21 protein-coding genes are annotated in these 21,362 nt (G+C 73.7%); 10 read left to right on the forward strand and 11 right to left on the reverse strand.

The annotated features are described in order from the left end of the window. Positions 1 to 8: 8 nt before the first annotated feature. The 3 genes from EDD34_RS04995 to sigJ (EDD34_RS05005) form a co-directional block, all read right to left on the reverse strand. A complete protein-coding gene (locus EDD34_RS04995) occupies positions 9 to 410 on the reverse strand; it encodes a RidA family protein (protein ID WP_211341495.1) in 402 nt (133 codons plus the stop codon). Between the two features lie 68 nt (positions 411 to 478). Next, complete coding sequence (locus EDD34_RS05000) at positions 479 to 934, reverse strand: carboxymuconolactone decarboxylase family protein (protein ID WP_123813587.1); 456 nt, start codon at positions 932 to 934, stop codon at positions 479 to 481. Between the two features lie 103 nt (positions 935 to 1,037). Further along, entirely contained in the window at positions 1,038 to 1,910 is an 873-nt protein-coding gene (gene sigJ / locus EDD34_RS05005; RefSeq protein ID WP_123813588.1) for an RNA polymerase sigma factor SigJ, read from the reverse strand. Positions 1,911 to 2,751: 841 nt separating this feature from the next. On the opposite strand from sigJ (EDD34_RS05005), the gene EDD34_RS05010 reads away from it, so the two are divergent. The 4 genes from EDD34_RS05010 to EDD34_RS05025 all read left to right on the forward strand — a co-directional run bounded on the left by EDD34_RS05010 (position 2,752) and on the right by EDD34_RS05025 (position 7,849). Further along, positions 2,752 to 3,438, forward strand: a complete 687-nt coding sequence (locus tag EDD34_RS05010; protein ID WP_123813589.1) for a rhamnogalacturonan acetylesterase — start codon at positions 2,752 to 2,754, stop codon at positions 3,436 to 3,438. Continuing rightward, positions 3,435 to 4,382, forward strand: a complete 948-nt coding sequence (locus EDD34_RS05015; protein ID WP_246012191.1) for an alpha/beta hydrolase fold domain-containing protein — start codon at positions 3,435 to 3,437, stop codon at positions 4,380 to 4,382. The genes EDD34_RS05010 and EDD34_RS05015 overlap by 4 nt, the downstream gene beginning before the upstream one ends. A gap of 136 nt (positions 4,383 to 4,518) precedes the next feature. After that, positions 4,519 to 5,526, forward strand: a complete 1,008-nt coding sequence (locus tag EDD34_RS05020; RefSeq protein ID WP_123813590.1) for a LacI family DNA-binding transcriptional regulator — start codon at positions 4,519 to 4,521, stop codon at positions 5,524 to 5,526. Between the two features lie 301 nt (positions 5,527 to 5,827). Continuing rightward, positions 5,828 to 7,849, forward strand: a complete 2,022-nt coding sequence (locus tag EDD34_RS05025) for a glycoside hydrolase family 31 protein (protein ID WP_123813591.1) — start codon at positions 5,828 to 5,830, stop codon at positions 7,847 to 7,849. Positions 7,850 to 7,879: 30 nt separating this feature from the next. Here EDD34_RS05025 and EDD34_RS05030 read toward each other — a convergent pair whose 3' ends face one another. Further along, on the reverse strand, positions 7,880 to 8,515 hold the full coding sequence (locus EDD34_RS05030; RefSeq protein ID WP_123813592.1) for a hypothetical protein: 636 nt from the start codon (positions 8,513 to 8,515) through the stop codon (positions 7,880 to 7,882). A gap of 111 nt (positions 8,516 to 8,626) precedes the next feature. Beyond that, positions 8,627 to 10,033: an MFS transporter gene (locus EDD34_RS05035; protein WP_211341496.1), complete on the reverse strand. Its 1,407-nt coding sequence runs from the start codon at positions 10,031 to 10,033 to the stop codon at positions 8,627 to 8,629. An 85-nt stretch (positions 10,034 to 10,118) separates the two neighbouring features. Here EDD34_RS05035 and EDD34_RS05040 point away from each other — a divergent pair, with 85 nt between their 5' ends. Continuing rightward, the gene (locus tag EDD34_RS05040) at positions 10,119 to 10,715 is read left to right on the forward strand and encodes a TetR/AcrR family transcriptional regulator (RefSeq protein WP_123813593.1); all 597 of its coding nucleotides are present in this window, start codon (positions 10,119 to 10,121) and stop codon (positions 10,713 to 10,715) included. Between the two features lie 76 nt (positions 10,716 to 10,791). Here the strand turns inward: EDD34_RS05040 and EDD34_RS05045 are convergent, their stop codons facing one another. Both EDD34_RS05045 and EDD34_RS05050 read right to left on the reverse strand, forming a co-directional pair. Further along, positions 10,792 to 11,238, reverse strand: coding sequence for a DUF4345 family protein (locus EDD34_RS05045; protein ID WP_123813594.1), 447 nt, complete (start codon positions 11,236 to 11,238; stop codon positions 10,792 to 10,794). Then, the gene (locus EDD34_RS05050) at positions 11,235 to 12,065 is read right to left on the reverse strand and encodes a Rossmann-fold NAD(P)-binding domain-containing protein (RefSeq protein WP_123813595.1); all 831 of its coding nucleotides are present in this window, start codon (positions 12,063 to 12,065) and stop codon (positions 11,235 to 11,237) included. Before EDD34_RS05050 ends, EDD34_RS05045 begins: the two co-directional genes overlap by 4 nt. A 112-nt stretch (positions 12,066 to 12,177) precedes the next feature. Between EDD34_RS05050 and EDD34_RS05055 the strand changes: the two genes are divergently transcribed. Then, on the forward strand, positions 12,178 to 13,272 hold the full coding sequence (locus EDD34_RS05055; protein ID WP_123813596.1) for an AraC family transcriptional regulator: 1,095 nt from the start codon (positions 12,178 to 12,180) through the stop codon (positions 13,270 to 13,272). After that, complete coding sequence (locus EDD34_RS05060; protein WP_123813597.1) at positions 13,269 to 14,309, forward strand: diacylglycerol/lipid kinase family protein; 1,041 nt, start codon at positions 13,269 to 13,271, stop codon at positions 14,307 to 14,309. The genes EDD34_RS05055 and EDD34_RS05060 overlap by 4 nt, the downstream gene beginning before the upstream one ends. Before the next feature lie 116 nt (positions 14,310 to 14,425). Here the strand turns inward: EDD34_RS05060 and EDD34_RS05065 are convergent, their stop codons facing one another. Then, on the reverse strand, positions 14,426 to 15,079 hold the full coding sequence (locus EDD34_RS05065; protein WP_123813598.1) for a GGDEF domain-containing protein: 654 nt from the start codon (positions 15,077 to 15,079) through the stop codon (positions 14,426 to 14,428). 304 nt (positions 15,080 to 15,383) lie between these two features. Beyond that, complete coding sequence (locus EDD34_RS05070; protein ID WP_123813599.1) at positions 15,384 to 16,028, reverse strand: dihydrofolate reductase family protein; 645 nt, start codon at positions 16,026 to 16,028, stop codon at positions 15,384 to 15,386. A gap of 202 nt (positions 16,029 to 16,230) precedes the next feature. Between EDD34_RS05070 and EDD34_RS05075 the strand changes: the two genes are divergently transcribed. The 3 genes from EDD34_RS05075 (at position 16,231) to EDD34_RS05085 (ending at position 19,155) form a co-directional block, all read left to right on the forward strand. Then, the gene (locus EDD34_RS05075) at positions 16,231 to 16,581 is read left to right on the forward strand and encodes a DUF5808 domain-containing protein (RefSeq protein WP_246012192.1); all 351 of its coding nucleotides are present in this window, start codon (positions 16,231 to 16,233) and stop codon (positions 16,579 to 16,581) included. A 141-nt stretch (positions 16,582 to 16,722) separates the two neighbouring features. Further along, positions 16,723 to 17,694 (forward strand): RNA polymerase sigma factor SigJ, encoded by a 972-nt coding sequence (gene sigJ, locus EDD34_RS05080; RefSeq protein ID WP_123813600.1) that lies wholly within the window; start codon positions 16,723 to 16,725, stop codon positions 17,692 to 17,694. 180 nt (positions 17,695 to 17,874) lie between these two features. Continuing rightward, positions 17,875 to 19,155, forward strand: coding sequence for an NAD(P)/FAD-dependent oxidoreductase (locus tag EDD34_RS05085; RefSeq protein WP_123813601.1), 1,281 nt, complete (start codon positions 17,875 to 17,877; stop codon positions 19,153 to 19,155). Here EDD34_RS05085 and EDD34_RS05090 read toward each other — a convergent pair. Further along, positions 19,152 to 20,549: a sensor histidine kinase gene (locus EDD34_RS05090; protein WP_123813602.1), complete on the reverse strand. Its 1,398-nt coding sequence runs from the start codon at positions 20,547 to 20,549 to the stop codon at positions 19,152 to 19,154. The two genes, EDD34_RS05085 and EDD34_RS05090, sit on opposite strands and share 4 nt — an antisense overlap. After that, positions 20,549 to 21,232 (reverse strand): response regulator transcription factor, encoded by a 684-nt coding sequence (locus EDD34_RS05095; RefSeq protein ID WP_123813603.1) that lies wholly within the window; start codon positions 21,230 to 21,232, stop codon positions 20,549 to 20,551. The genes EDD34_RS05090 and EDD34_RS05095 overlap by 1 nt, the downstream gene beginning before the upstream one ends. Positions 21,233 to 21,362: the final 130 nt, after the last annotated feature.

The following is a 21,362-nucleotide window of genomic DNA, read 5'->3' on the forward strand; positions in this document are numbered from 1 at the left end:
CAGGGCGGCTACGGCAGGGCGGCGTCGAGGTCCACCTCGACCAGCTGTCCCGGGTAGCCGAGGCACGTGACGCCCAGCAGTGTGCTCGCGGTGGTGAACGCCTCGCTCAGCTCCGAGGCGACCAGCCGGTCCCACACCGTCACCAGATCGGTGCGGTCGCCGCCGGCCACGTAGACGACGGAGCGCACGACGTCGCCCGGCGCGGCCCCGGCGGCGCGTAGCGCGACGAGTGCGTTCGCCACCACCTGGTCGGTCTGCGCGGTCAGGTCACCGTCGCCCACCAGGTCGCCCGCGGCGTCCAGGGGGCACTGGCCCGCCAGGTGCGCGGTTCGTCCCGCCTCGACGATCGTGACGTGGTGGTAGGTGGGGGTGGGGTGCAGGCCGTCCGGGTGGACTCGAGTGATCGACACGACGTCGACCCTGGCACAGGCCGCGCCGGACGGGCACCCGAATAACCGGGGCTCGCGCCGCCCGGAATTCAGGCGACGGCGTACCGGCTGGTGATCGCGACACGGTTGAAGGCGTTCATCACCGTGACGATCCAGGCGACCGCGGCGATCTGGTCGGCGGTGAGGGCCGTCGCGGCGGCGGCGTAGTCGTCGTCGCTCACGTGCCCGTCGGAGACGCGGGTGACCGACTCGGCCAGGCGGAGGGCTGCGCGGTCGGTCGCGGAGAAGCAGCCGGTCTCGGCCCACGCGGGCAGCACGGCGATCCGGTCGGGGTTCTCGCCCTTCGCGAGGGCGGCGCGGGTGTGCATGCGCAGGCAGAACGCGCACCCGTTGATCTGCGAGGTGCGGATCCTCAGCAGCTCGACCAGGAGCGGGTCGAGGCCGGCCGCCGCGGCGTTGCTCTCCGCCTCCGTCGACAGGGCGAAGAGCGCCTTGTAGGCGGTGGGCTGCTGCTCGCCGATGTTCACGCGCTGCGTGGTCGTCATGGTTCTCCTCGGGTCGTCGTGCGGCCCGCGGGTGCGCCGCGCACGGTGCGCCCGCGGGGGAGTGTCATCAGGGAGACGACGTCGTCCGCCGGAACGTGACAGCTCAGAGGCGTGCGAGTTTGTCGGGGTTCATCACCCGGCGATACGCGGTGATGCGGCCGGCGGTGATCTGCACGGTGTCGACGGAGTAGACCCGGCCTTCGCGGTGGAACAGCAGCGCGAGCTCGCCGCCCACTTCGACCAGCTCGATCCGGTCCGGCCGCCACCGGCGCCCGACCCGCACCATGACCTCGGCCACGCGCTCTCCGCCGTGAATGAGCTTGCGCGCCGCCGCGGCCTTGCCGCCGCCGTCGGTGACGTAGACGACGTCCGGGTCCAGCAGGCGGACCAGGCCGGCCAGGTCTCCCGCCTCGTAGGCGCTACGGAAGGCGTGCAGCACGCGCTCGCGCTCCGCTCTCGGTGCCGGGGACGCGGGCTCTCGCTCCGAGGTGACACGCCGGCGTGCCCGCGAGGCCAGCTGTCGCGCCCCCGGCACCGAGACGTGCAGCAGCTCCGCGATCCTGGAGAACTCGATGCCGAAGACGTCGTGCAGCACGAAGGCGACTCGTTCCGGCGGGCTCAGCTTCTCCATGATCAGCAGCATCGCCGCGGTGACCGACTCGTCGACGAGCACCGGCTCCGACGCGTCCGGCCCGGTCAGCAAGGGCTCGGGGAGCCACGGCCCGACGTAGGACTCCCTGCGGCGGTGCGCGCTCTTCAGGATGTCGTACGACCGCCGCGCGGCCACGGTGACCAGCCAGGCGTGAAGATCGTCGACCGTGTCCAGGTCCGCCGCGTTCGCGCGCAGCCACACGTCCTGGGTCACGTCATCGGCGTCGGCCACGCTCCCCAGCAGCCGGTACGCCACCCCGAAGACCGCGGGCCGGTGGGTGTCCCACTCGGCACCGAGCCTGTCCTGCTCCGGCACGCTCGTCACCGGGTGAGCGTACGTGCCGTGCGGTCGCTGCGGCGCGAGCGGGGGCGGGGGCGAGGGCGAGCGCGAGCCCCAGCCTCCGCCCGCCGATCGCCGTCGAACCGCAGCTTCTGTCCGTCGCCCGTCGTCGAACCGCAGTCTCCGTCCGCCAACCGTCGTCGAACCGCAGTCTCCGTCCGCCAACTGCTGTCGAACCGCAGTCTCCGTCCGCCAACCGCTGTCGAACCGCAGGGACACGCCGATGGTTCATGAAATTGTCGGCGTGTCCCTGCGGTTCGACGGCGGGAAACGTCGTCACGTTGCGGTTCGGCCGACGCCGGGGGGCTCGGAGTGCGGTTCGGGCGCAGGGAACCGTCACGCGGCTGCGGTTGGACCTACCGGTCGACGTGATGCTGCGGTTCGCCGAAGGGGTCCGGGACCAGGTTGCGGTCCGGTATGACACGCGACGGGCTTCCAGCATGACTTCCAGCACGACTTCCAGCACGGCTCCCCGCGTCGCCACCATCCTGGCCGGGCGCGATGGGGACCCGTTGGTTGATGACCATCTGAGGCAACTGGCCGGCGCCCAGGCGCCGGCACGCACCGCCCGGCACGCACCGCCCGGCACGCACCGCCCGGCACGCACCGCCCGGCACGCACCGCCCGGCACGCACCGCCCGGCACGCACCGCCCGGCACGCACCGCCCGGCACGCACCGCCCGGCACGCACCGCCCGGCACGCACCGCCCGGCAAGTGCGGCGACGGACCCCGCAAGGCGGCTGGACAGCGCTTACCGGAGGTGGTTCCATCGCTTCGGACCAGCGGTGCGGGGCGGCCGCGCCGAACCCACGACAGGAGCGCCAGATGGCCTATCACCTCGCAGGCGACTCGACGGTCGCCGACCCGAAGCCGGACGAGCTTCCGCTCTCCGGCTGGGGAGGGTTCCTCGCCGACCACGTCGATGCCCCGGTGCGCAACCACGCCTTCGGGGGCGCGACGACGGAGTCGTTCCTCGCCGAGCGGTGGGAAGGGTTCGTCGCCGGGGTCCGGAAGTCCGACACGGTGCTCATCCAGTTCGGGCACAACGACCAGAAGCAGCCCGAGCTGCTGGCCGCGCGCGGCGGCTACGTCGCGCGGCTGCGGGCCATGGCCGACGACGTACGGGCGCGGGGCGCGCGGTCCGTCCTGTGCACGTCGCCCGAACGCCGCTGGTTCGAAGGGGCGCGGATCACCCCCACGCACGGTGACTACCCCAACGCCGTGCGGGATCTGGCCCACGAGCTCGACGCCCCGCTCATCGACCTGACGGCGTTCACCACCTGGCTCTACGAGGACATCGGCCCGGCGGACTCCGCGGCGCTCTTCTGCCACCTCGCACCGGGGGAGCACCCGGCCTGGCCGGAGGGCAAGATCGACGACACGCACTTCCACGAGCGCGGCGCCCGGCGCATCGCCGCGTACGTGGCCCGGTCCCTCCGCGCCATCGAGCGGGCCGACGGCGACCTGCCGGCGCGCGGGCTCGAGATCGTCGCCCGGGAGGCCCGGTCGTGACCGCCGGGAACGGGCTCCGGACCGCCGACCACGTGCTGGCCGGGCCGCACGGCGACATGCGGGTCCGCGTGTACGAGCCGCGGACGGCGCCCGTGGCCGGGCTCGTGTGGGCACACGGCGGGGCGTTCGTGCACGGGGATCTCGACATGCCCGAGGCGGACTGGGTCGCGCGCAGCCTGGCCGCCGCCGGGGTCGTCGTCGTGAGCGTCGACTACCGGCTGGCGCCCGCCCTGGACTACCGCGTCGCCGGGGCTCGCCCCGACGGCGCGGGTGTGCGGTTCCCCGTTCCCTCCGAGGAGGTCGCCTTCGCGTTCGTGTGGGCGGCCGGCGCGGACGGCCCGGCCCCGGCGCTGACGGCCCGGCGGTGGTCGCTCGGGGGCGCCAGCGCCGGGGGCGACCTCGCTGCCGGCGCGTCGCTGCGACTGCGCGACGGCGCGGTTCCGCTCGGCGCGGCCGGGGGCGCCGTCGTACCGCTGCCGCGCAGCGTGGTCCTGGCGTATCCGGTCACCCACCAGGAGCTGCCCGCCTGCCGGCCCGAACTGGCGGCCAAGGTCGCCGCGTTGCCCCAGGAGCGCGACTTCCCGGCCGCCGCGGTGCGGGCGATGAACGCCAACTACCTGGGGCACGACGGCCCGGCGGACTCGCCGTACGCGTTCCCCGGCGGCCACGACCTGCGCGGACTGCCGCCCACGCTCGTCGTCAACTCCGACCACGACGCGCTGCGTGCGGGGGGAGAGGCGTACGCGTCCGAACTGGCGGCGGCCGGCGTCGACGTCGCGCTGGTGCGGGAGGACGGCACGATGCACGGCCATCTCAACCGCCCCGACGAGCCCGGCGCGGCGCGCACCATCGCCCGCATCGCGGCCTGGCTCACCACCGACGCGCTCGTGGGCGTCGCGCACGAGCCGCCGGACCTGCCGGCCCCCGGGCAAGCCGTCCGGTGAACCCGTCCTGATGGCCTGCGGCGTGTCTTTCCTGGCATCATCGGCGAACCGGTTCGCCGATGCGGCGGAGAGCACACACCACTCTCCGTCCGCACGCCGACCGGGGTGAGGGCGTGGTCGCGACCGAGGAGGAGCCATGGCGACGATCGCCGACGTCGCGCGTGAGGCGGGCGTGGCGCGGAGCACCGTCTCCGCGGTCCTGAACGGGCGCAAGCTGGTCATGCCGGAGACCCGCAAGCGGGTCGAGGACGCGATCGCCAAGCTGGACTACTCGGTCAACGCGGGAGCTCGGGCCCTGGCGACCTCGCGCACCATGACCATCGGGGTGGTGGTCCACTTCCACCGGGCGGAGTTCACTCCCGCCCTGGCCACCTATCTCGTCGCACTCTCGGACGCCGCGACGGGGCACGGTTACTCCGTCACGCTCCTGACCGACGCCGACGGTCCGGGCGCGGTCCGGCGGGCCGTCGCCGCCCGGCGGGTGGACGGGCTCGTCCTGCTCGACGTGGTCGAGAACGACCCCCGCCTCGAGCCGATCGTCGGGACGGGGTTCCCGGCCGTGATGATCGGCATGCCGCACGACGCTCGCGGGATCGACGCGGTGGACCTCGACTTCGCGGCCGGGGCCGGCCTGCTCGTGGACCACCTGGCCCGCGCCGGGCATCGTCGTGCGACGTTCGTGCGCTGGCCCGACGAGCTGTATGCCGCGGGCGGCACCCATGCCCTCCGATTCGCCGAAGCGGCCCGCGATCGGGCGGCCGCGCGGGGGATGAGCCTCGACGAGGTCGCCTGCCCGGTGGGCCCCGAGCGGGTTCGCGCCCTGCTGGCCGAGCGGCTGCGGCGTGCCGGCGCCCCGGACGCGCTCCTGGTGCACAACGACGCGGCGGCGGCCATGCTGCCCTTCGCGCTGCACGACGCCGGCCTCCGGGTTCCCCAGGACCGGAGCGTCGTGTCACTGCACTCGGCCGAGCTCGCCCGGCTGTACGCGCTGCCCTTCACCTCCGTCGAGTCCGAGCCGGACGCCGTCGTGCACGATGCCGTCGAACTGCTCCTGCGCAGGATCGGCGCCCCGGACGAGCGGCCGGTCGCGCGGCTGGTGACGCCCCGCCTCGTGCGCCGCGAGAGCGTCGCCACGCGGCGCTGACCCGGATCTCGCGGCGCTGACCCGCACCCGAGCGGCACTGACCCCGGACCTCGCCGCCGGGCGAGACGGTGGTGCCGGGCGGCGACCGGGGCGACGCGGTCGTGGCCCCGCACCCGCGGCGCTGGACGGCCCGTTTGACGGATGGCGAGCGGCGAGCAAGGATGCCAGCGAACCGGTTCGCTGGCACGGTGGCCACGACCCGGCTACCTGACGCCTGACACCTGACGGAGACGACCGTCGTCCGATCGTGACGGGGGCCCGCAGCGACGTCGGCGGCCCCGAACAGAGAGCTGAACACCTGATGCACACCTTCGAGACCGGACCCGACGGCATCACCTGGCGCGGTGGCGGCCAGACCCTGGTGGTCCAGGCCTGGGGGCCGGACTCCGTGCGCGTGCGATGCGCGCCCGGCGCCGAGGTCCTCGACACCGACTTCGCCCTGCTGCCGCCGTCGCCCGCCGCGGTGACGATCGCCGTCGACGGCGACGAGGCCCGGCTCGTCAACGGCGGCCTCACGGTCGTGCTCCGTGCCCGGGACGGCTTCGACGAGCAGGTCGGGTACCACGAGTACCGGTGCTCGCTGGAGTTCCGCGACGCCACCGGCAAGGTCCTGCTGCGCGAGCTGGACGCCGGGGGGTCGCTCAAGCTCGACGCCCGCGCCTTCCGCCCGGTCGTCGGGGGCGACCACGGCCTGACCGCCGCGTTCGAGCCGGTGGACGGCGAGAAGCTGTACGGGATGGGGCAGTATCAGCAGCAGATCCTGGACATCAAGGGCTCCACGTTCGAGCTCGCCCACCGCAACTCCCAGGCCAGCGTGCCGTTCGTGCTGTCCAGCGCGGGTTACGGGTTCTTGTGGCACAACCCCGCGATCGGGCGCGCCACCTTCGCCGCCAACCGCACCGAGTGGGTGGCCGAGTCGACCAAGCAGCTCGACTACTGGATCACCGCCGGCCCGACGCCCGCGGCGATCAGCGCCGCCTATGCCGATGCCACCGGGCACGCCCCGATGATGCCCGAGTACGGGCTGGGGTACTGGCAGTGCAAGCTGCGCTACTGGAACCAGGAACAACTGCTCGAGGTGGCGCGGGAGCACAAGCGCCGCGGGCTTCCCCTGGACGTCATCGTCGCCGACTTCTTCCACTGGCCGAGGATGGGCGACTTCCGCTTCGAGGAGGAGTTCTGGCCGGACCCGCGTGCCATGGTCGCCGAACTCGCCGAGCTGGGCGTCGAGCTCATGGTGTCGGTCTGGCCGCAGATCTCGGTCGAGTCGGAGAACTTCCCTCTCCTGAAGAAGGAGAACCTGCTGGTCCGGACCGAGCGCGGCCTCGATCCGCAGATGGGGTTCCAGGGGCCGAGCGTCTTCCTGGACACCACGAACCCCCGCACGCGCCAGGTGGTCTGGGACATCTGCCGGCGCAACTACCACGACCTGGGCATCAAGCTGTTCTGGCTGGACGAGGCCGAGCCCGAGTACGGCGTCTACGACTTCGACAACTACCGCTACCACCTGGGCTCCAACCTCCAGGTCGGCAACATCTACCCGCAGGCGTTCGCGCGTGCCTTCTACGAGGGGCAGCGGGCAGCCGGCCAGGACGAGGTCGTCAACCTGCTGCGCTGCGCGTGGGCGGGAAGCCAGCGCTACGGGGCGCTGGTCTGGTCCGGAGACATCCACTCCACCTACGAGGACCTGCGCCGCCAGATCACGGCGGGCATCCACATGGGGGTGGCCGGCATCCCGTGGTTCACCACCGACATCGGGGGCTTCCACCAGGGCGACATCACCGACCCGGACTTCCACGACCTGCTGATCCGGTGGTTCCAGTTCGGCGCCTTCTGTCCGGTGATGCGCATGCACGGGGACCGGCTCCCGTACGAGGACGTCGTCGCCGCCGACGGGACGCCCCGGCTGCGCAGCGGCGCGCCCAACGAGCTGTGGAGCTTCGGGGAGGACGTGTACGAGATCCTCGCCCGGTACGTCCGGCTGCGCGAGACCCTGCGGCCGTACACGAGGCAGCTCATGGCCGACGCGCACCACGCGGGCCAGCCCGTCATGCGGGGGATGTTCCACGAGTTCCCCGAGGACGTGACCTGCTGGGACCTGGACGACCAGTACATGTACGGCCCGGCCCTTCTCGTCGCGCCCGTGGTCCGGCCGCACGCGACCGGCCGCGAGGTGTACCTCCCGGCCGGCGCGTCGTGGACCAACCTCCACACCGGTGAGAAGACCGCGGGCGGGCGGTGGGTGACCGCCACGGCCGACCGCGCCGTGATCCCCGTCCACGTCCGGGACGACGCCCTGCCAGACCTGGTCGGAGCGGTGTGACCGACGTGCCGCCCGCAGGGGCGGAGCGACTCAGCGGCGCTTGGTCTTCCGTCCCAGGACGACCAGGGTCACGCCCGCCGCGATGAGCAGCGCGGCGAAGGCCGTGACCGGGCCTGCCATCGAGCCTGTGGCGGCAAGCTCGGCGTCGCCCTCGGTCGGGGTTCCGGGCGACTCGGACGGAGCGCCGGTGGCACCGCCCGGGGTGGCCGACGGCGTCGGTTCGGCGGACGGCGTGGGGTCGGCCGGCGTCGGCTCCGTGGTGGGCGTCGGTCCGGGCTCGTCGCCGGTGCAGACGGGCTGCTGCCCGCCCTCGCCGAAGTGCTGGTCGTACTCCGACACCTGTACCCAGGTGACGCAGTAGGAGGTGGCGTCGATCAGTTCGGCCCAGGGCAGGAACGATGCGCCGACGTACTGGCCGGACGGCTGGTCGTTGAGCGTCTCGAAGTGGATCCCCGCGGAGCTCTCGGCGCCGTCGACGGTGTACTTGATGTTGACGTGGCCGCCGTCGGGAAAGGTGGCGCCGTCGGGCAGAGTGAGCCCCTCGGCGGTGACCTCGTACGGAACCTGGCCGTCCGAGCCGCTCGCGGCGGCCGGCGCCGCGAGCAGCAGGGCCGGGGCGACGGCCAGGGTGGTGGCGACGCGGGACGCGGCCGAAGAGACGCGCATGGGAGTCCTCTCAGACAAGACACGAGGGGGTGCGGCGGCGCCACGATGTGGAGCAACCGGGCAAAGTGTAGGACACCGGCACGCGTCGGCGCCGCCGCGCCCGCGCCGGGCTCAGTGGTGGACGGGGGTGGCCTCCTTGCGGACCGCGGGCACGAACACGGGGGCCAGGGCGGCGGTGAGGGCTGCGACGACGGCCGCCGCCCAGAAGGTCGACGAGAAGTCCTCCGGCTGCGGGAGGTCCGCGGCGAGAGCCGCGCCGGCGATGCTCGACAGGAGGGCGATCCCGAAGGCGCCGCCGAGCTCGTGGGCCGTGCTGATGACGGCTGACCGCAGCCCCCGGTCCGTGGCGCCCGCGGTCGCGAGGCCGGCGGTGAAGGCGGTCACGAACACCGCGCCGATGCCGAAGGCCGCCACCGCGAGCCCCCCGATCAGTGCCGCGCGTCCCTGCCCGAGAGCGGCGGTCGCCTCGCCGACGGCGGCGAGAGCGAGGCCGAGCGTGGCGACCCACCGCGCGGCGACCACCTGGAGGACGCGGCCGGCGAGCTGGGCGCCGACGCCGACGGCCACGGCGACCGGCAGGAACTCCAGCCCGACGGCCAGCGCGCCGTCGCCGTAGGCGCGCTGCAGGGCGAAGCTGCCGAGGAAGAAGTTGCCGACCATGAGTCCGGTGGCCACGACCATCAGCACCGATCCGGCCGCGACGGGCCGCTCGGTCAGCAGGGAGATCCGCAGCATCGGTTCCGCGGCGCGCCTCTCGACGGCCGGGAGGACGACCCAGAGCAGGGCCCCCGTGACCAGCGGGGCCAGCGTGGCGGGCGCCGTCCAGCCGGCGCTTCCGGCGTTCACCAGGCCGTAGACGATCAACGCCGTCCCGGCGGTCACCAGGAGGGCGCCCGGCACGTCCGGCCGGGCGGACGTGCCGGCGACCCGCCCGGTGAGGATCGGCAGGACGACCAGGAGGACGACGCCGATCGGGACGTTGATGGCGAAGACCCACTCCCAGCCCAGGGACGCGGTGAGCAGGCCGCCGACGGAGACGCCGAGGGCCGTGCCGACGGCGCTGAGCGCTCCCCACACCGCGAGTGCCCTGCTCCGCGCCTGCCCGTCGACGTGGGCCAGCAGGACGGTGAGCGCCGCGGGGGACAGGAGCGCCGCCCCGATGCCCTGTGCCGCGCGCCCGGCGAGGAGCGTGACGGCGTCGTCGGCCAGGGCGCACAGGAGGGACGACACGGTGAAGAGGACGAGGCCGGTGACGAGCACCCGCCGCGCGCCGAACAGGTCCGCGGCCTTGCCCCCGAGGAGCACGAGGCCGCCGAAGAGGGTGGTGTAGATGGTCATCACCCAGGTCAGCGCGGTTCGCCCGAGGTTCAGCTCGGTGCCGATCTGCGGGAGGGCCACGTTCACGACCGTCACGTCGAGCACCAGCATCAGTTGCGCGACGGCCAGGGCGGCGACGGTGGCCGCCTGCCGCCGTGTCATCGATACGGCCCGTGGTGAAGCCGTTGTCGTCTCGCTCATCTGAACTCCTTATGTCGTACACGCATGCCTGAGTTGGCGTGACGGTAGCATAACTCGTACACGCGAGTACGAGACAGGAGTCACCATGGAAGCGCAGCGCGCCGGCCGGGACGCCGGCAGGCGGCTCCGGGCGGACGCCCGCCGGAACATCGACGCGATCCTCGACGCGACCGTGTCGTGCCTGGCTCGCGACCCTGACGCCACCATCGCCGAGATCGCCCGGACGGCCGGGGTGGGCAGGCAGACGCTCTACGGCCACTTCCCGGCGAGGGCGGACCTCATCGACGCCGTCGTCGAGCACGTCACCGTCACCGCGAACGCGACCCTGGACGCCGTCGACACCGGCGGCGACCCCGACCTGGCGCTGCGGCGGCTGGTCATCTCCAGCTGGCGGGTGGTCCACAGATACCGCGCCGTCCTCGCCGCGGCCGAACGCGAGCTGCCCCGACGGCGTCTCCGCGAACACCACGACCGGCACGAGGAGCGCCTCGGCGCGCTCCTCACCCGGGGGCGCGAGCTGGGCGCGTTCCGCGCCGACACGCCCCTCGGGTGGCAGGTGGCAGCCTGCTTCGCCCTCATGCACGCCGCCGCGGCGGAGGTCATGGCCGGCCGCCTCGACGAGGACGAGGCGGAACGCGCCGTCGTCCGGACCGTCCAGGCCGCGTGCGCGGCGGAGCCATGAGACCCTCGCGCCCGAGTGGTGCCCGCCGGAACGCCCGCGGCCCACGGCGCTCGCCGTGGACCGCGGGCGCTACCGGTCAGGGGGTCACGGACGGTGCGGTGCGCGGCGCGCTCGCCGGGCCCGCGGCGCGCCCGCCGGACGACGGCAGCCGGGTCGCGGCCCACACGCAGGCGGCGCCCAGGGTGAGCTCGGCCGCGCCCGCCCCGACGAGGCCGGCCGCCAGCCCGCCGTCGACGCCCCAGGAGAGCACCCTGCCCGCCGCATGCGCGAGCATCGTCACCGCGCCGACCAGCGCGGACGTGGCGAAGAGGTGCTCGACGACGGCTCCCGCTCCCACGAGCACGCCCAGCGCGAGAAGCGCGAGCCCCGAGGCGCGCAGTTCGCCGAGCAGCGGGGTGCCCTCGGCCAGGGCGATGCCGTACCCGGCGTAGAACGCCCGTGGCGCGAGGGCCACGCCCGCGCCGACGACGACCAGCGTGGCGCCCGTCAGGGCGAGCAGCCACCGCGAAACCCGTCGGGTCATGCGGGCCGGCCCGCCATGAGTGCTTCCGTGAGCACGGCTCGCACGCTGCGGGGCTCGCGCCCGAGGATGTGGCGCACGCCGTCGGCCGGCGTCTCGTTGCGGCCGTCGAACACCTCGCGGCAGAGCTCGGTCAGGAGGGTCGCGGTCTCGGCGCCCGCCTCCTCGGTCACGGCGGCGTGGAACTCCTCGAAGCCCATCGGGACGTACTGGACATCGCGCCCGGTGAGTTCCGTGAGCAGGCTCGCGACCTCGCCGAAGGTCAGCGCCTCCGGTCCCGTCAGCTCGTACCGGCGGCCCTCGTGCCCGTCCTCCGTCAGGACCGTGGTGACCACGGCGGCGATGTCGTCCACGTCGACGAACGGCTCGCGCGTGTCCCCGGCCGCGATGGCGAGCACGCCGGTCTCCAGCGCCGAGCTCAGCGGGCCCTCGGTGAAGTTCTGGGTGAACCAGCCGGCGCTGACGACCGTCGCGGGGACACCGGAGCCGAGCACGATCTCCTCGCAGCGGCGGGCGCCCTGCTCGCCGCGACCGGACAGCAGCACGAGGCGTCGCACGCCGGCCTCGCGGGCGACCTTCGTGAGCCGGGTGATCGCGACGTCCGCGCCCGGGGCGGCGAGGTCGGGTACGTACGTGACGTACAGGCGGTCGACGCCGTGCAGGGCCTGGGGCCAGCCGTCGGGCTGCTCCCAGTCGAACCGCGGGCTGGTGCCGCGAGCGAGCCGGCGGACGGCGTGGCCGCCGGTCTCGAGCAGGTCGGCGACGCGCCGACCGGTCTTACCGGTGGCGCCGACGACGGCGAAGGTGGGCTGGGTGGTGGTGGTTTCCATGCGTCCACCCTGCGTTCCGCGCGCCGGACGGAACAGCTCCCGGAGTCCGCGCTTCTGTGCTGATCGTCCGGGAGCGCGGACGTTCGGTAGATCGGCATGCCAGGCTGGACGCATGGTCAACGCGCACCCGGCTCCCTTCGCCGGACCAGCCACGCCCCCGGGCCCCGAGGTCGGCCTGCCGACGCCACCCCGCAGCCTGCCGACCGGCCCCCCGAGCCCGCCGGCCGGCCGGGTCGAGCCGGCCGACCCGCTGGGCGACGGACTCCACCTGCTCCGCTTCACCGGTGCGCTGTACTGCCAGGCCGACCTCACGGCCCCCTGGGGTGTCGAGTTCCCCCGGATCGAGCCGTGCATGATGCTGCCCGTCGTCCTCACCGGGCGGTGCGTCCTGGAGATCGGGGACGAGCGGCACATCCTGGAGGCGGGTGGTGCCGCGCTGATCACGCACGGCACGCCGCACCGCCTGCTGAGCGCGCCCGGCGCGCCGAGCACCGGGCTCTTCGACATCCCCGTCGAGCGGGTGGGCGAGACCTACGAGCGCATGCGGTTCGGCGGCGGGGGTGAGCGCACGCAGATCGCCTACGCCGCGATGACCGTCGACGAGCCGCTCACGGCACGGTTCGTCGCGGAACTGCCCGACGTGATCCGGGTGGACGCCTGGGACGACGGCGAGCCCGGTGCCTTCGGAACGGTGCTGCGCCTGCTGGCCCACGAGGCGCAGACCCTGGAGCCGGGAGGCGAGGCGGTGATGACGAGGCTCGCGGACGTGCTCGTCATCCAGGTGCTGCGCCGGTGGTTGCGCGACGCACGCGAGGCGAGCACCGGCTGGCTCGCCGCGCTCCGGGACCCGCACGTGGGCCGGGCGCTCGGGCGCGTCCACGCGCAGCCGGAGCTCGACTGGAGCCTGGTGGACCTGGCGCGGCTGGCCGGCATGTCCCGGTCCGCGTTCGCCGAGCGGTTCACCGCCCTCCTGGGGGAGCCCCCGATGCGCTACCTGGCCCGCTGGCGCCTGGAGCAGGCGTACGTCGCGCTGACGACCACCAGCGACCCGGTCGCCGTGATCTCCCGCCGGGTCGGTTACGGCTCCGAGGCCGCGTTCGGCCGGGCCTTCAAACGCCATCACGGCACGTCTCCCGGCGCGGTACGCCGGTCCGGCCCGGCCCGGTCCGCGGGCTCGCTGCGGACGGTCACGGACGCCATCGGATGAGTCCGTATCGCGGGCGGGCGCGCTCGCGCACCGCACCCCCCACCTCGGGTGAGCGCGCCGTCGTCGTCGTGAATCCGGTGCGGACCGACATCGCGCGCCTGCGCGCGGCCGTCACCCTGGAGGAACGGAAGCGCGGCTGGCAGCCGCACCTGTGGTTCGAGACCACCGCCGACGACGCGGGTGGGCAGGCGGCGAGGGCCGCCCTGCGGTACGGCCCGGCCGTCGTGATCGTCGCCGGCGGTGACGGCACGATCCGCGCGGTCGCCGAGGTGGTCGAGCGGAGCGGGACACCGCTGGCGATCGTTCCCGCGGGGACCGGGAACCTGCTGGCCCGTGACCTCGGCCTCCTGACCGGCCTCGAGGCGTCGGTGCGGACGGCGTTCACCGGGGCCGACCGCCCCATCGACGTCGGCGTCGCCGAGCTCGAGCGCGAGGACGGGACGGTGAGCACGCACCTGTTCCTCGTGATGACGGGCATCGGGCTGGACGCGAGCATGGCGACCGGCACCAGCACCACCCTGAAGCGCAGGATCGGCTGGCTCGCCTATGTCGACCCCATCAGCAGGTCGGTCCTGGGAAACCAGCGGTTCTCCCTGCACTACCGCGTGGACGGCGGCCCGGAGCGTTCGATCCAGGCGCACACCGTCATCGTCGGCAACTGCGGCACGCTGACCGCCGGGATGCTCCTCCTTCCCGACGCGGAGGTCGACGACGGTCTCCTCGACGTCGTCCTCCTGCGCCCCGAGGGTTTCTGGCAGTGGCTGGAAGTCGGGTCGAGACTCACCCTCGGCGGCCTCCTCAAGCGCACGGACCGAGGCCGCGTGGTGCTCCGGGCGGCACCCCGGCTGCGCGCCATGGAGTACGTGCGGGGTGCGCGGTTCGCCGCACGGTTCGACTCGCCGCAGGACATCGAGCTCGACGGCGACAGCTTCGGCGCGGTCACGGCAGCCCGGATCGGGCTCCGGCCCGGCGCGCTGCTGGTCCGCCGGGCAGATCCGGCGTCAGCGAGGATCGGCCGTCCGACGGCGCACGCCTGACCTGAACTCACCACTCGCGGAACCCTGTCGGCCGGGCGAAGGGCCGACCGCAGGTAGTCACCCACCAGGCCGGTACAGGGCATTACGCCACGCTCGGTGCCGGACCGGCCACCCGCCTACACCTGGGTCGCCCCGAGGGGATAGCGAATCCACCCGTTACTCGCGGGGACTGCCAGCACCACGCGGCCGCATGCTGAGTCGGCGGAGCGGTCCTCGCGATACTTGGCCGCGTACAGCGCCCGATCGGTGGCCGACAAGACCTGATCGGCGGTCCGGTGCCGGCCCACGTGTTCTACCCCTACCGACGCTCCGACCTGGACGGGCCGGCAGTCCACGGTGACGATCGGTGTGGCGAAAACATCACCGACCACCTGCACGAACCGGCGCGCGGGGGCGTCCTCGAGCACCAAGAACTCGTCCCCGCCGAGCCGGCCAAATATCGCATCCTCGCCCAGCGCGGCGGCCAGGCGGTCCGCGATGGTGACCAACACCATGTCACCGGCCGGATGGCCGTGGCTGTCGTTGACCTCCTTGAACCCGTCGAGGTCCACCAGGAAGGCATACACATCGCGTCGTTCCTCCAACGCTGACGACAAGGCGCGTATCAAGGCTGCGCGATTCGCCACCCCGGTCAGTGAGTCGCGCCGACCGTACTCGTCCACATCCCGCAACTGGCGCTCGCGCAGGTCCAGGCGGCGGCGCAACAGGACGATGTGAGCCAACTCCCACAGGATGACGGCGCCGAGGAGCACGACGACATCGACCAGCACGCGACCCGCGCGCTCACTGTGCGACGCACAGCGTGCGACCCCGGCAGAGGAGGGAGATCAAGGATGGCAAGCGCACGGCCTGGCAGCGCACCTGGATCACTGACCATCGCCTCAAGCGGTGTAGGGAATATCCGACAAAACCGATAGTAGCCGGATCGCCTCGGTCGAAGGCACAGATCACTCACCGCTCATGCCTTCGCGCGGGAAATCGGGAGTCCCGTGAGTGACGGCGGGCCGGCCGGGCTCCGTTGTCCCGCGGTGGTCCGGGCGAGGACCCTCTCGGGCGCGGCGCGGCCGGGACGGTTCACGCCTCCCGGTCGAGACCGCGATCGGGGGCGGCCATGTCTCCCGTCGCCGGGACGCCGTCGGCGAGCCCGTAGCGCAGGCGGACGACGCCCTTCGGGCCCGACGCCGGGGGTTCCAGGAGGGTGACGTTCGTGGGTACCGCGCCGCCGTCGAACACCTTCTTCCCGACGCCGAGCACGATCGGGTGCACCCACAGGTCGAGGCGGTCGAACAGCTTCTCCCGCAGGAGGGTCTGCACCAGGTTCAGGCTCCCGACCACCTTGACGTGCTCGTGCCGGTCGCGGAGCTCGCGCACGGCGGCGGGCAGGTCCGGGCCGAGCCGGGTGGAGCCGGCCCAGGACAGATCGGGTGTGCCGCGGGAGGCGACGTACTTCGGGACGCGGTTGAAGAGCGCCGCGATCGAGTCGTCCGTGCCACCCTCCTGGTGCGGCCAGTAGGCGGCGAAGATGTCGTAGGTGCGACGGCCGAGCAGCAGGGCGTCCGTGCCCGCGTAGGCGGCGTCGACCTGGGCGCCGACGACGTCGTCCAGCAGGGGAGCCTGCCAGCCGCCGAACGGGAACCCGTCCGGGTCCTCGTCGGGGCCACCGGGCGCCTGCCCGACGAGGTCGAGGGTGGCGAACAGTTCGATGTCGACGAGGCCCATGACGTGCTCCTGGTGATCGCGGGATGCGTTGCGCTCGCGGGATGCGTGCGAGGGGTGGACCTGGCGGCGACGCCGGAATCATCGGTGGCGAGGTGACCACACCTCCGCCGGGCGGGCGGAGCGGCCGTGCGTTCGCGAGGTCCCGGGAGGCGGCGCAAGATGAACCCAGGCGAAGGACAAGGACCGCGACACGGGAGGCGACGTGCGATCCAGGAACCCGACAGACGACAACGGCGACAACGACGGCGGGAACGGCGGCGAGACGAAGCGGCGCCGCGGTCGTCTGCGGAGGGTCGTCACGGTCGTGACCATCGTTCTTTCCGCCGCCGCGGTCGTCAAGGAGCTGCGAAAGCCCAAGGACGAACGCACCTGGAACGGCAAGGTGGCCGCGGTGGTTCCCTACGACTTCCGGATCCCCACCATGGAGCGCGTCCGGGAGCGGATGTGGAACCCCGAGTCGGACCACTTCATCAGCCCGCGCGTGGCCGGGGTGGGCTGGACCCTCAACGTGGGGAAGGTCGTATCCGTGGCGCGGGACAGGATCGGCCGCTGAGGGACGCCGAGACGGCAGGGCCCGGTCGCAACCGGCAGGACGACCCGTCCGTGACCGCCGGGCCGCGACGACGGGCGGGCCCCGCCGCAACGGGACGGCAGGGGCGCTGACCGGCGGCGCCGTCGTCGTAGGGTCGGGACCATGACCAGGGAGCCGCTGCGCCAGGACGAGCTGGAGTTCTTCGAAGGGGCCCGGGGACGTCTGGAAGCCATCGCGTACCGCCTCCTGGGCTCCGCCGCGGAGGCCGAGGACGCGGCCCAGGAGACCTTCCTGCGCTGGGAGGCCGCCGATCGTGACGGCATCCGGGTGCCCGAGGCGTGGCTGACCCGCGTGCTGACCAACCTGTGCCTCACCCAGCTCCGGTCGGCGCGGGTCCGCCGGGAGGTCTACGTGGGCCAGTGGCTCCCGGAGCCCGTGCTCGAGGGCGACCCGATGCTCGGTCCGGCGGAGACGGCCGAGCAGCGCGACTCCGTCTCGACGGCGATGCTCGTGCTGATGGAGCGCCTCACACCGCACGAGCGGGCGGTCTACGTGCTGCGCGAGGCTTTCGCCTTCCCGCACGCGGAGATCGCCGGCATGCTCGGCATCACCGAGGCGAGCTGCCAGCAGACCCTCCACCGCGCCAAGCAGCACCTCGCCACGGCTCGGGCCCGCACCGACGTCGACCCGGCGACCGCCCGCGAGGTCGTGGAGGAGTTCCTGGCGGCCGCCACGAGCGGGCGGACCGAGCCCTTGATCCGGCTTCTCACCGGCGACGTGATGGGAGTGGGCGACGGCGGGGGAAAGTTCCCGGTACGCCCGAAGCCGTTCTTCGGTGCCGCGGTCGTCGCCCAGTTCCTGCGTGGAGTGTTCCGGCCGGCCGACGCCCGGCGCCCCCTCGTCGGTGCGCGTGCTGTCGTCGGCGGGAGCCCCGACATCTACGCCTGGACCGCGAACGGTGACCCGGCACTGGTGTTCACCGTCGGGGACCGGATAGTCGGGATCCTCACCCTGGGGGCGACCACCGAGGGCATCGCCGCGGTCTTCACCCAGGCCAATCCGGACAAGCTGGGTCGCGCGGGACGCCGATGGGCGGCGTCGGACCACGGGGAGCCGCTGCTCAGCCGCTGGTGACGAGGGCTGCCCAGGGTGCCGGTGGAGCGGTCCGGCGGCCCAGGCGCTCAGTGCCGGCGCCGCTCGCCGCGGTGGTGCCTCGCAGGGTGTGACCGTCCTCACCGGGCAGGAGTGTCAGGGATCGGGCCGCCGTCCGGTTCAGGAGGCACTACCTACCCACGACAGGAGCTGAGTGCCGTCATGAAGCACCGCATCGTCATCCTCGGAGCCGGATACGCGGGAGCAATCGCCGCCGGACGCCTGGCCCGGCGCCTGAACCGCGACGACGTGGACATCACCCTGGTCAACGCCGAGCCGGACTTCGTCGAACGGATCCGGATGCACCAGGTCGCCGTCGGCGAGGAACTGCGCCACCGGTCGCTGCGCGAGATCCTCGCCGGAACCGGTGTCGCCCTGCGCGTCGCGCGCGTGACCGCCATCGATGTCGACCGCCGGACCGTCTCCCTCAGGGGCCCCGTGGGCTCCGGCAGTGCCGGCAGTGGGGGCAGCGCCGACGGAGTCGGCGGAGTCGGCGGCGCCGTAGGCTTCGACGGCGCCGTCGGCCTCGACGGTGCCGCCGAGCTGGGCTACGACACGCTCGTCTACGCCCTCGGCAGTTCCTGGGACGACGGCGGCGTGCCGGGTGTCGCCGAACACGCCCACCACATCGCCGGCCGGACGGGCGCGCTGCGCCTGCGTGAGCGGCTGGCATCGCTCGCTCCCGGACGTCGTGTCGTGGTGGTCGGGGGCGGACTGACCGGCATCGAGGCGGCCACCGAGATCGCCGAGGCCCGCGGGGACCTGGACGTCGCCCTCGTTGCGCGCGGCGACCTCGGCGACTGGCTCTCTCCGAAGGGCCGGCGGCACCTGCGCGAGACCGTCGACCGGCTGGGCATCACGCTCCACGAGCACACCGGGGTGGAGCGCGTCGGCGCCACCGAGGTGATGGCCGGCGACGTCGGGCTTCCGGCGGACGTCACCGTGTGGTCCGCCGGATTCGGCGTGCAGCCGATCGCCTCCGCCACCGCCCTGACGGTCTCGTCGCGCGGCCAGGTCGTCGTGGACGAGACCATGCGGTCCGTCTCCCACCCCGAGGTGTACGCGGTGGGTGATGCCGCGCTCGCGGAGGGGCCGCTGGGCAACCCGCTGCGCATGTCGTGTGCCTCGGCGATCCCGATGGCCTGGCAGGCCGCCGACGCCATCGCCGCGCGGCTGACCGGCGGGAAGCTCCCGAGCACCTCGCTGGCGTACATCCACCAGTGCATCAGCCTGGGCCGCCGTGACGCCATCATCCAGATGGTCACCACCGACGACCGGGCCAGGCCCTCCGCGCCCGGCGGGCGCCTGGCGGCCCGACACAAGGAACTGATCTGCCGGTACGTCGCGTGGGCGGTCGCGCACCCCATGCCCTACCCGGTGCGACGGCGCCGTGTGGCCGGGCAGACCGCTCCCGCGGGAAGCGTGGCCGACGTGGCGCGCTAGGCCCCTGCACGGCCCGTCCGGGGCCATACCACCGTGAACCGGGCCCCGCCGTCGGGCGAATCGCCGACGGCGACCCGGCCGCCCCGGCGGCGGACGAGTTGGGCGACCAGCGCCAGGCCGAGCCCTGCGCCGCCGGAGGCGCGAGCGCGGTCGTCCGAGACGCGGTAGAAGCGGTCGAAGACCTTCGTCCGGTGCTCCGGTGGAACGCCCGGACCGTCGTCGTCGACAAGCACGGCGACACCGGTCCGGTACGTGAGGACCGACACCACCACCCGGGTGCGCGTGTACCGGCAGGCGTTGCGCAGCAGGTTGTCGAGCACGAGCTCGACCTCGGTGTGCGCGGCGGCCGCCCATGCCTCGGTGGCCATGGCCTTGACCACGATCGGCACCGGCTGTTTCCCGGCGCGTGCCACCGCCGCGCGCACCTCGCCGACCAGGTCCACGTCCTCCGGCGGCGGCAGCTCCCCGGCGTCCGAGCGCGCCAGCGCCAGCAGGCCGTCGAGCAGTGCCGACAGCCGCTCGGCGTCGGCCAGGACGTCCGCGTGCACCTCGTGCGAGAGCTCCGGGTCGGGGTTCGCGACGGCGACCTCCGACTGCACACGGATGGAGGCCACGGGGGAGCGCAGTTCGTGCGCCGCGTCGCCCGTGAACCGGCGCAGCCGCTCCGCGGTGGCCTCCGACCGGTCGAGCAGGGCGTTGAAGTCGTCGGCCAGGGCGCGCAGTTCGCCCGCCGCGGCGCCGGGCACCTCCACGCGGGCGCCGGGGGCGAGCCCGCGCACGGAGCGCCGCATCCTGGCGACCGGGTGCAGCGCCGACCCGACGGCGAACCAGATCGCGACCCCGGCCACCACCGACCCGGCGAGCGCGATGACCACCAGCCACCGGCCGCCCGACTCCTCGGCGGCACCCTGCCCCACGAGCCCCGTCCCGGCCACCACGAGCCGCTGGCTCCCGTCCGGGGCGGTGACGACGGTCCCGTGCCAGCGGACGGGCGGGCCGCCGTCGTTCCCCGTGGCCGGCGGGCCGGTGGTGACGGGAGTGCTCGCCTTCAGCGTGCGGACCTGGTCGCGGGTCAGGTCCGGCGCGGCGACGGCGGCTTCCTGGGCGGCGGCACCGGCGTCCTCCGGGCCGACAGGGTCGCCCGCGGTGTCCAGGACGTGCACCGCCAGACCGTCGGGCGCGGTCGGCGACCGGCCGGCGACGACATCGCGGGCGGCGCCGGCCAGCGCCTCCTGGAGCTCCTCGTCGGCGGACTGCGTGAGCAGCGGGCCGAGCCCTCGGCCGGCGACCAGCGCCAGGCCCAGCAGGCACACCAGCGTGACCGCCGTGGCGATGGCGGTGATCCGCAGACGCAGCGACGTGCCCGCCCAGGGCCTGCCCGGGGACGGCCGCACTAGCGAGGTTCCCCGAGCTGGTAGCCGTGCCCCCGGACGGTGCGCACCAGGCCGTCGGCGCCGGCGGCGGCCAGCTTGCGGCGCACGTAGCCGATGTACACCTCGACGACGTTGCGGGTCGCGGCCTGCTCGTCGCCCCACACCTCGTCCAGCAGCTCCTGCTTGGTGTGCACCGTCCCGGGTCGCGTGGCCAGGGCCTCCAGCAGCGCGTACTCGCGAGGGCTGAGGGGGACGTCGGCGTCGTCGTACCGCACCGTGCGGGTGGCGCGGTCGATGGTCAGCGGCCCGAGCCGGATCCGGCCGCGTGCGGTGCCCGACGCCGCGCGGCGCAGCGTGGCGCGCAGCTGGGCGACCAGCACCACGAACGAGAACGGCTTGACCACGTACCCGTCGGCGCCGAGGTCCAGCCCGTCGGCCTGGTCGATCTCACCGTCCTTCGCCGACACCAGCAGCACGGGCGTCGTCACGCGAGCGGAGCGCAGCTCCTGGAGCACGCGGTACCCGGACAGGCCGGGAATCATGATGTCCAGCAGGATCGCGTCGAAGGACCCGGTGCGCGCCAGCCGCAACGCGGTGGGCCCGTCGGCCGCGACGGTGACGTCCATGCCCTCGGCGCGCAGGCCGCGATCGAGCGCCTTGCGCACGCCGGGCTCGTCGTCGACCACGAGGATCTGCGGTCTCATGCCTGCCAGCATGCCCTACCCGGCCCGCCCGCCCGAACCCCGCGGCTCGCCGCGCCGACGGCCGACCACGCCATTTTGGCGACCACGCCATTTCGGCGGTGTGGTCGCGCTCCCACGGGGCGAAATGGCG

This window comes from Myceligenerans xiligouense, from assembly GCF_003814695.1.
Lineage (GTDB): Bacteria > Actinomycetota > Actinomycetes > Actinomycetales > Cellulomonadaceae > Myceligenerans > Myceligenerans xiligouense.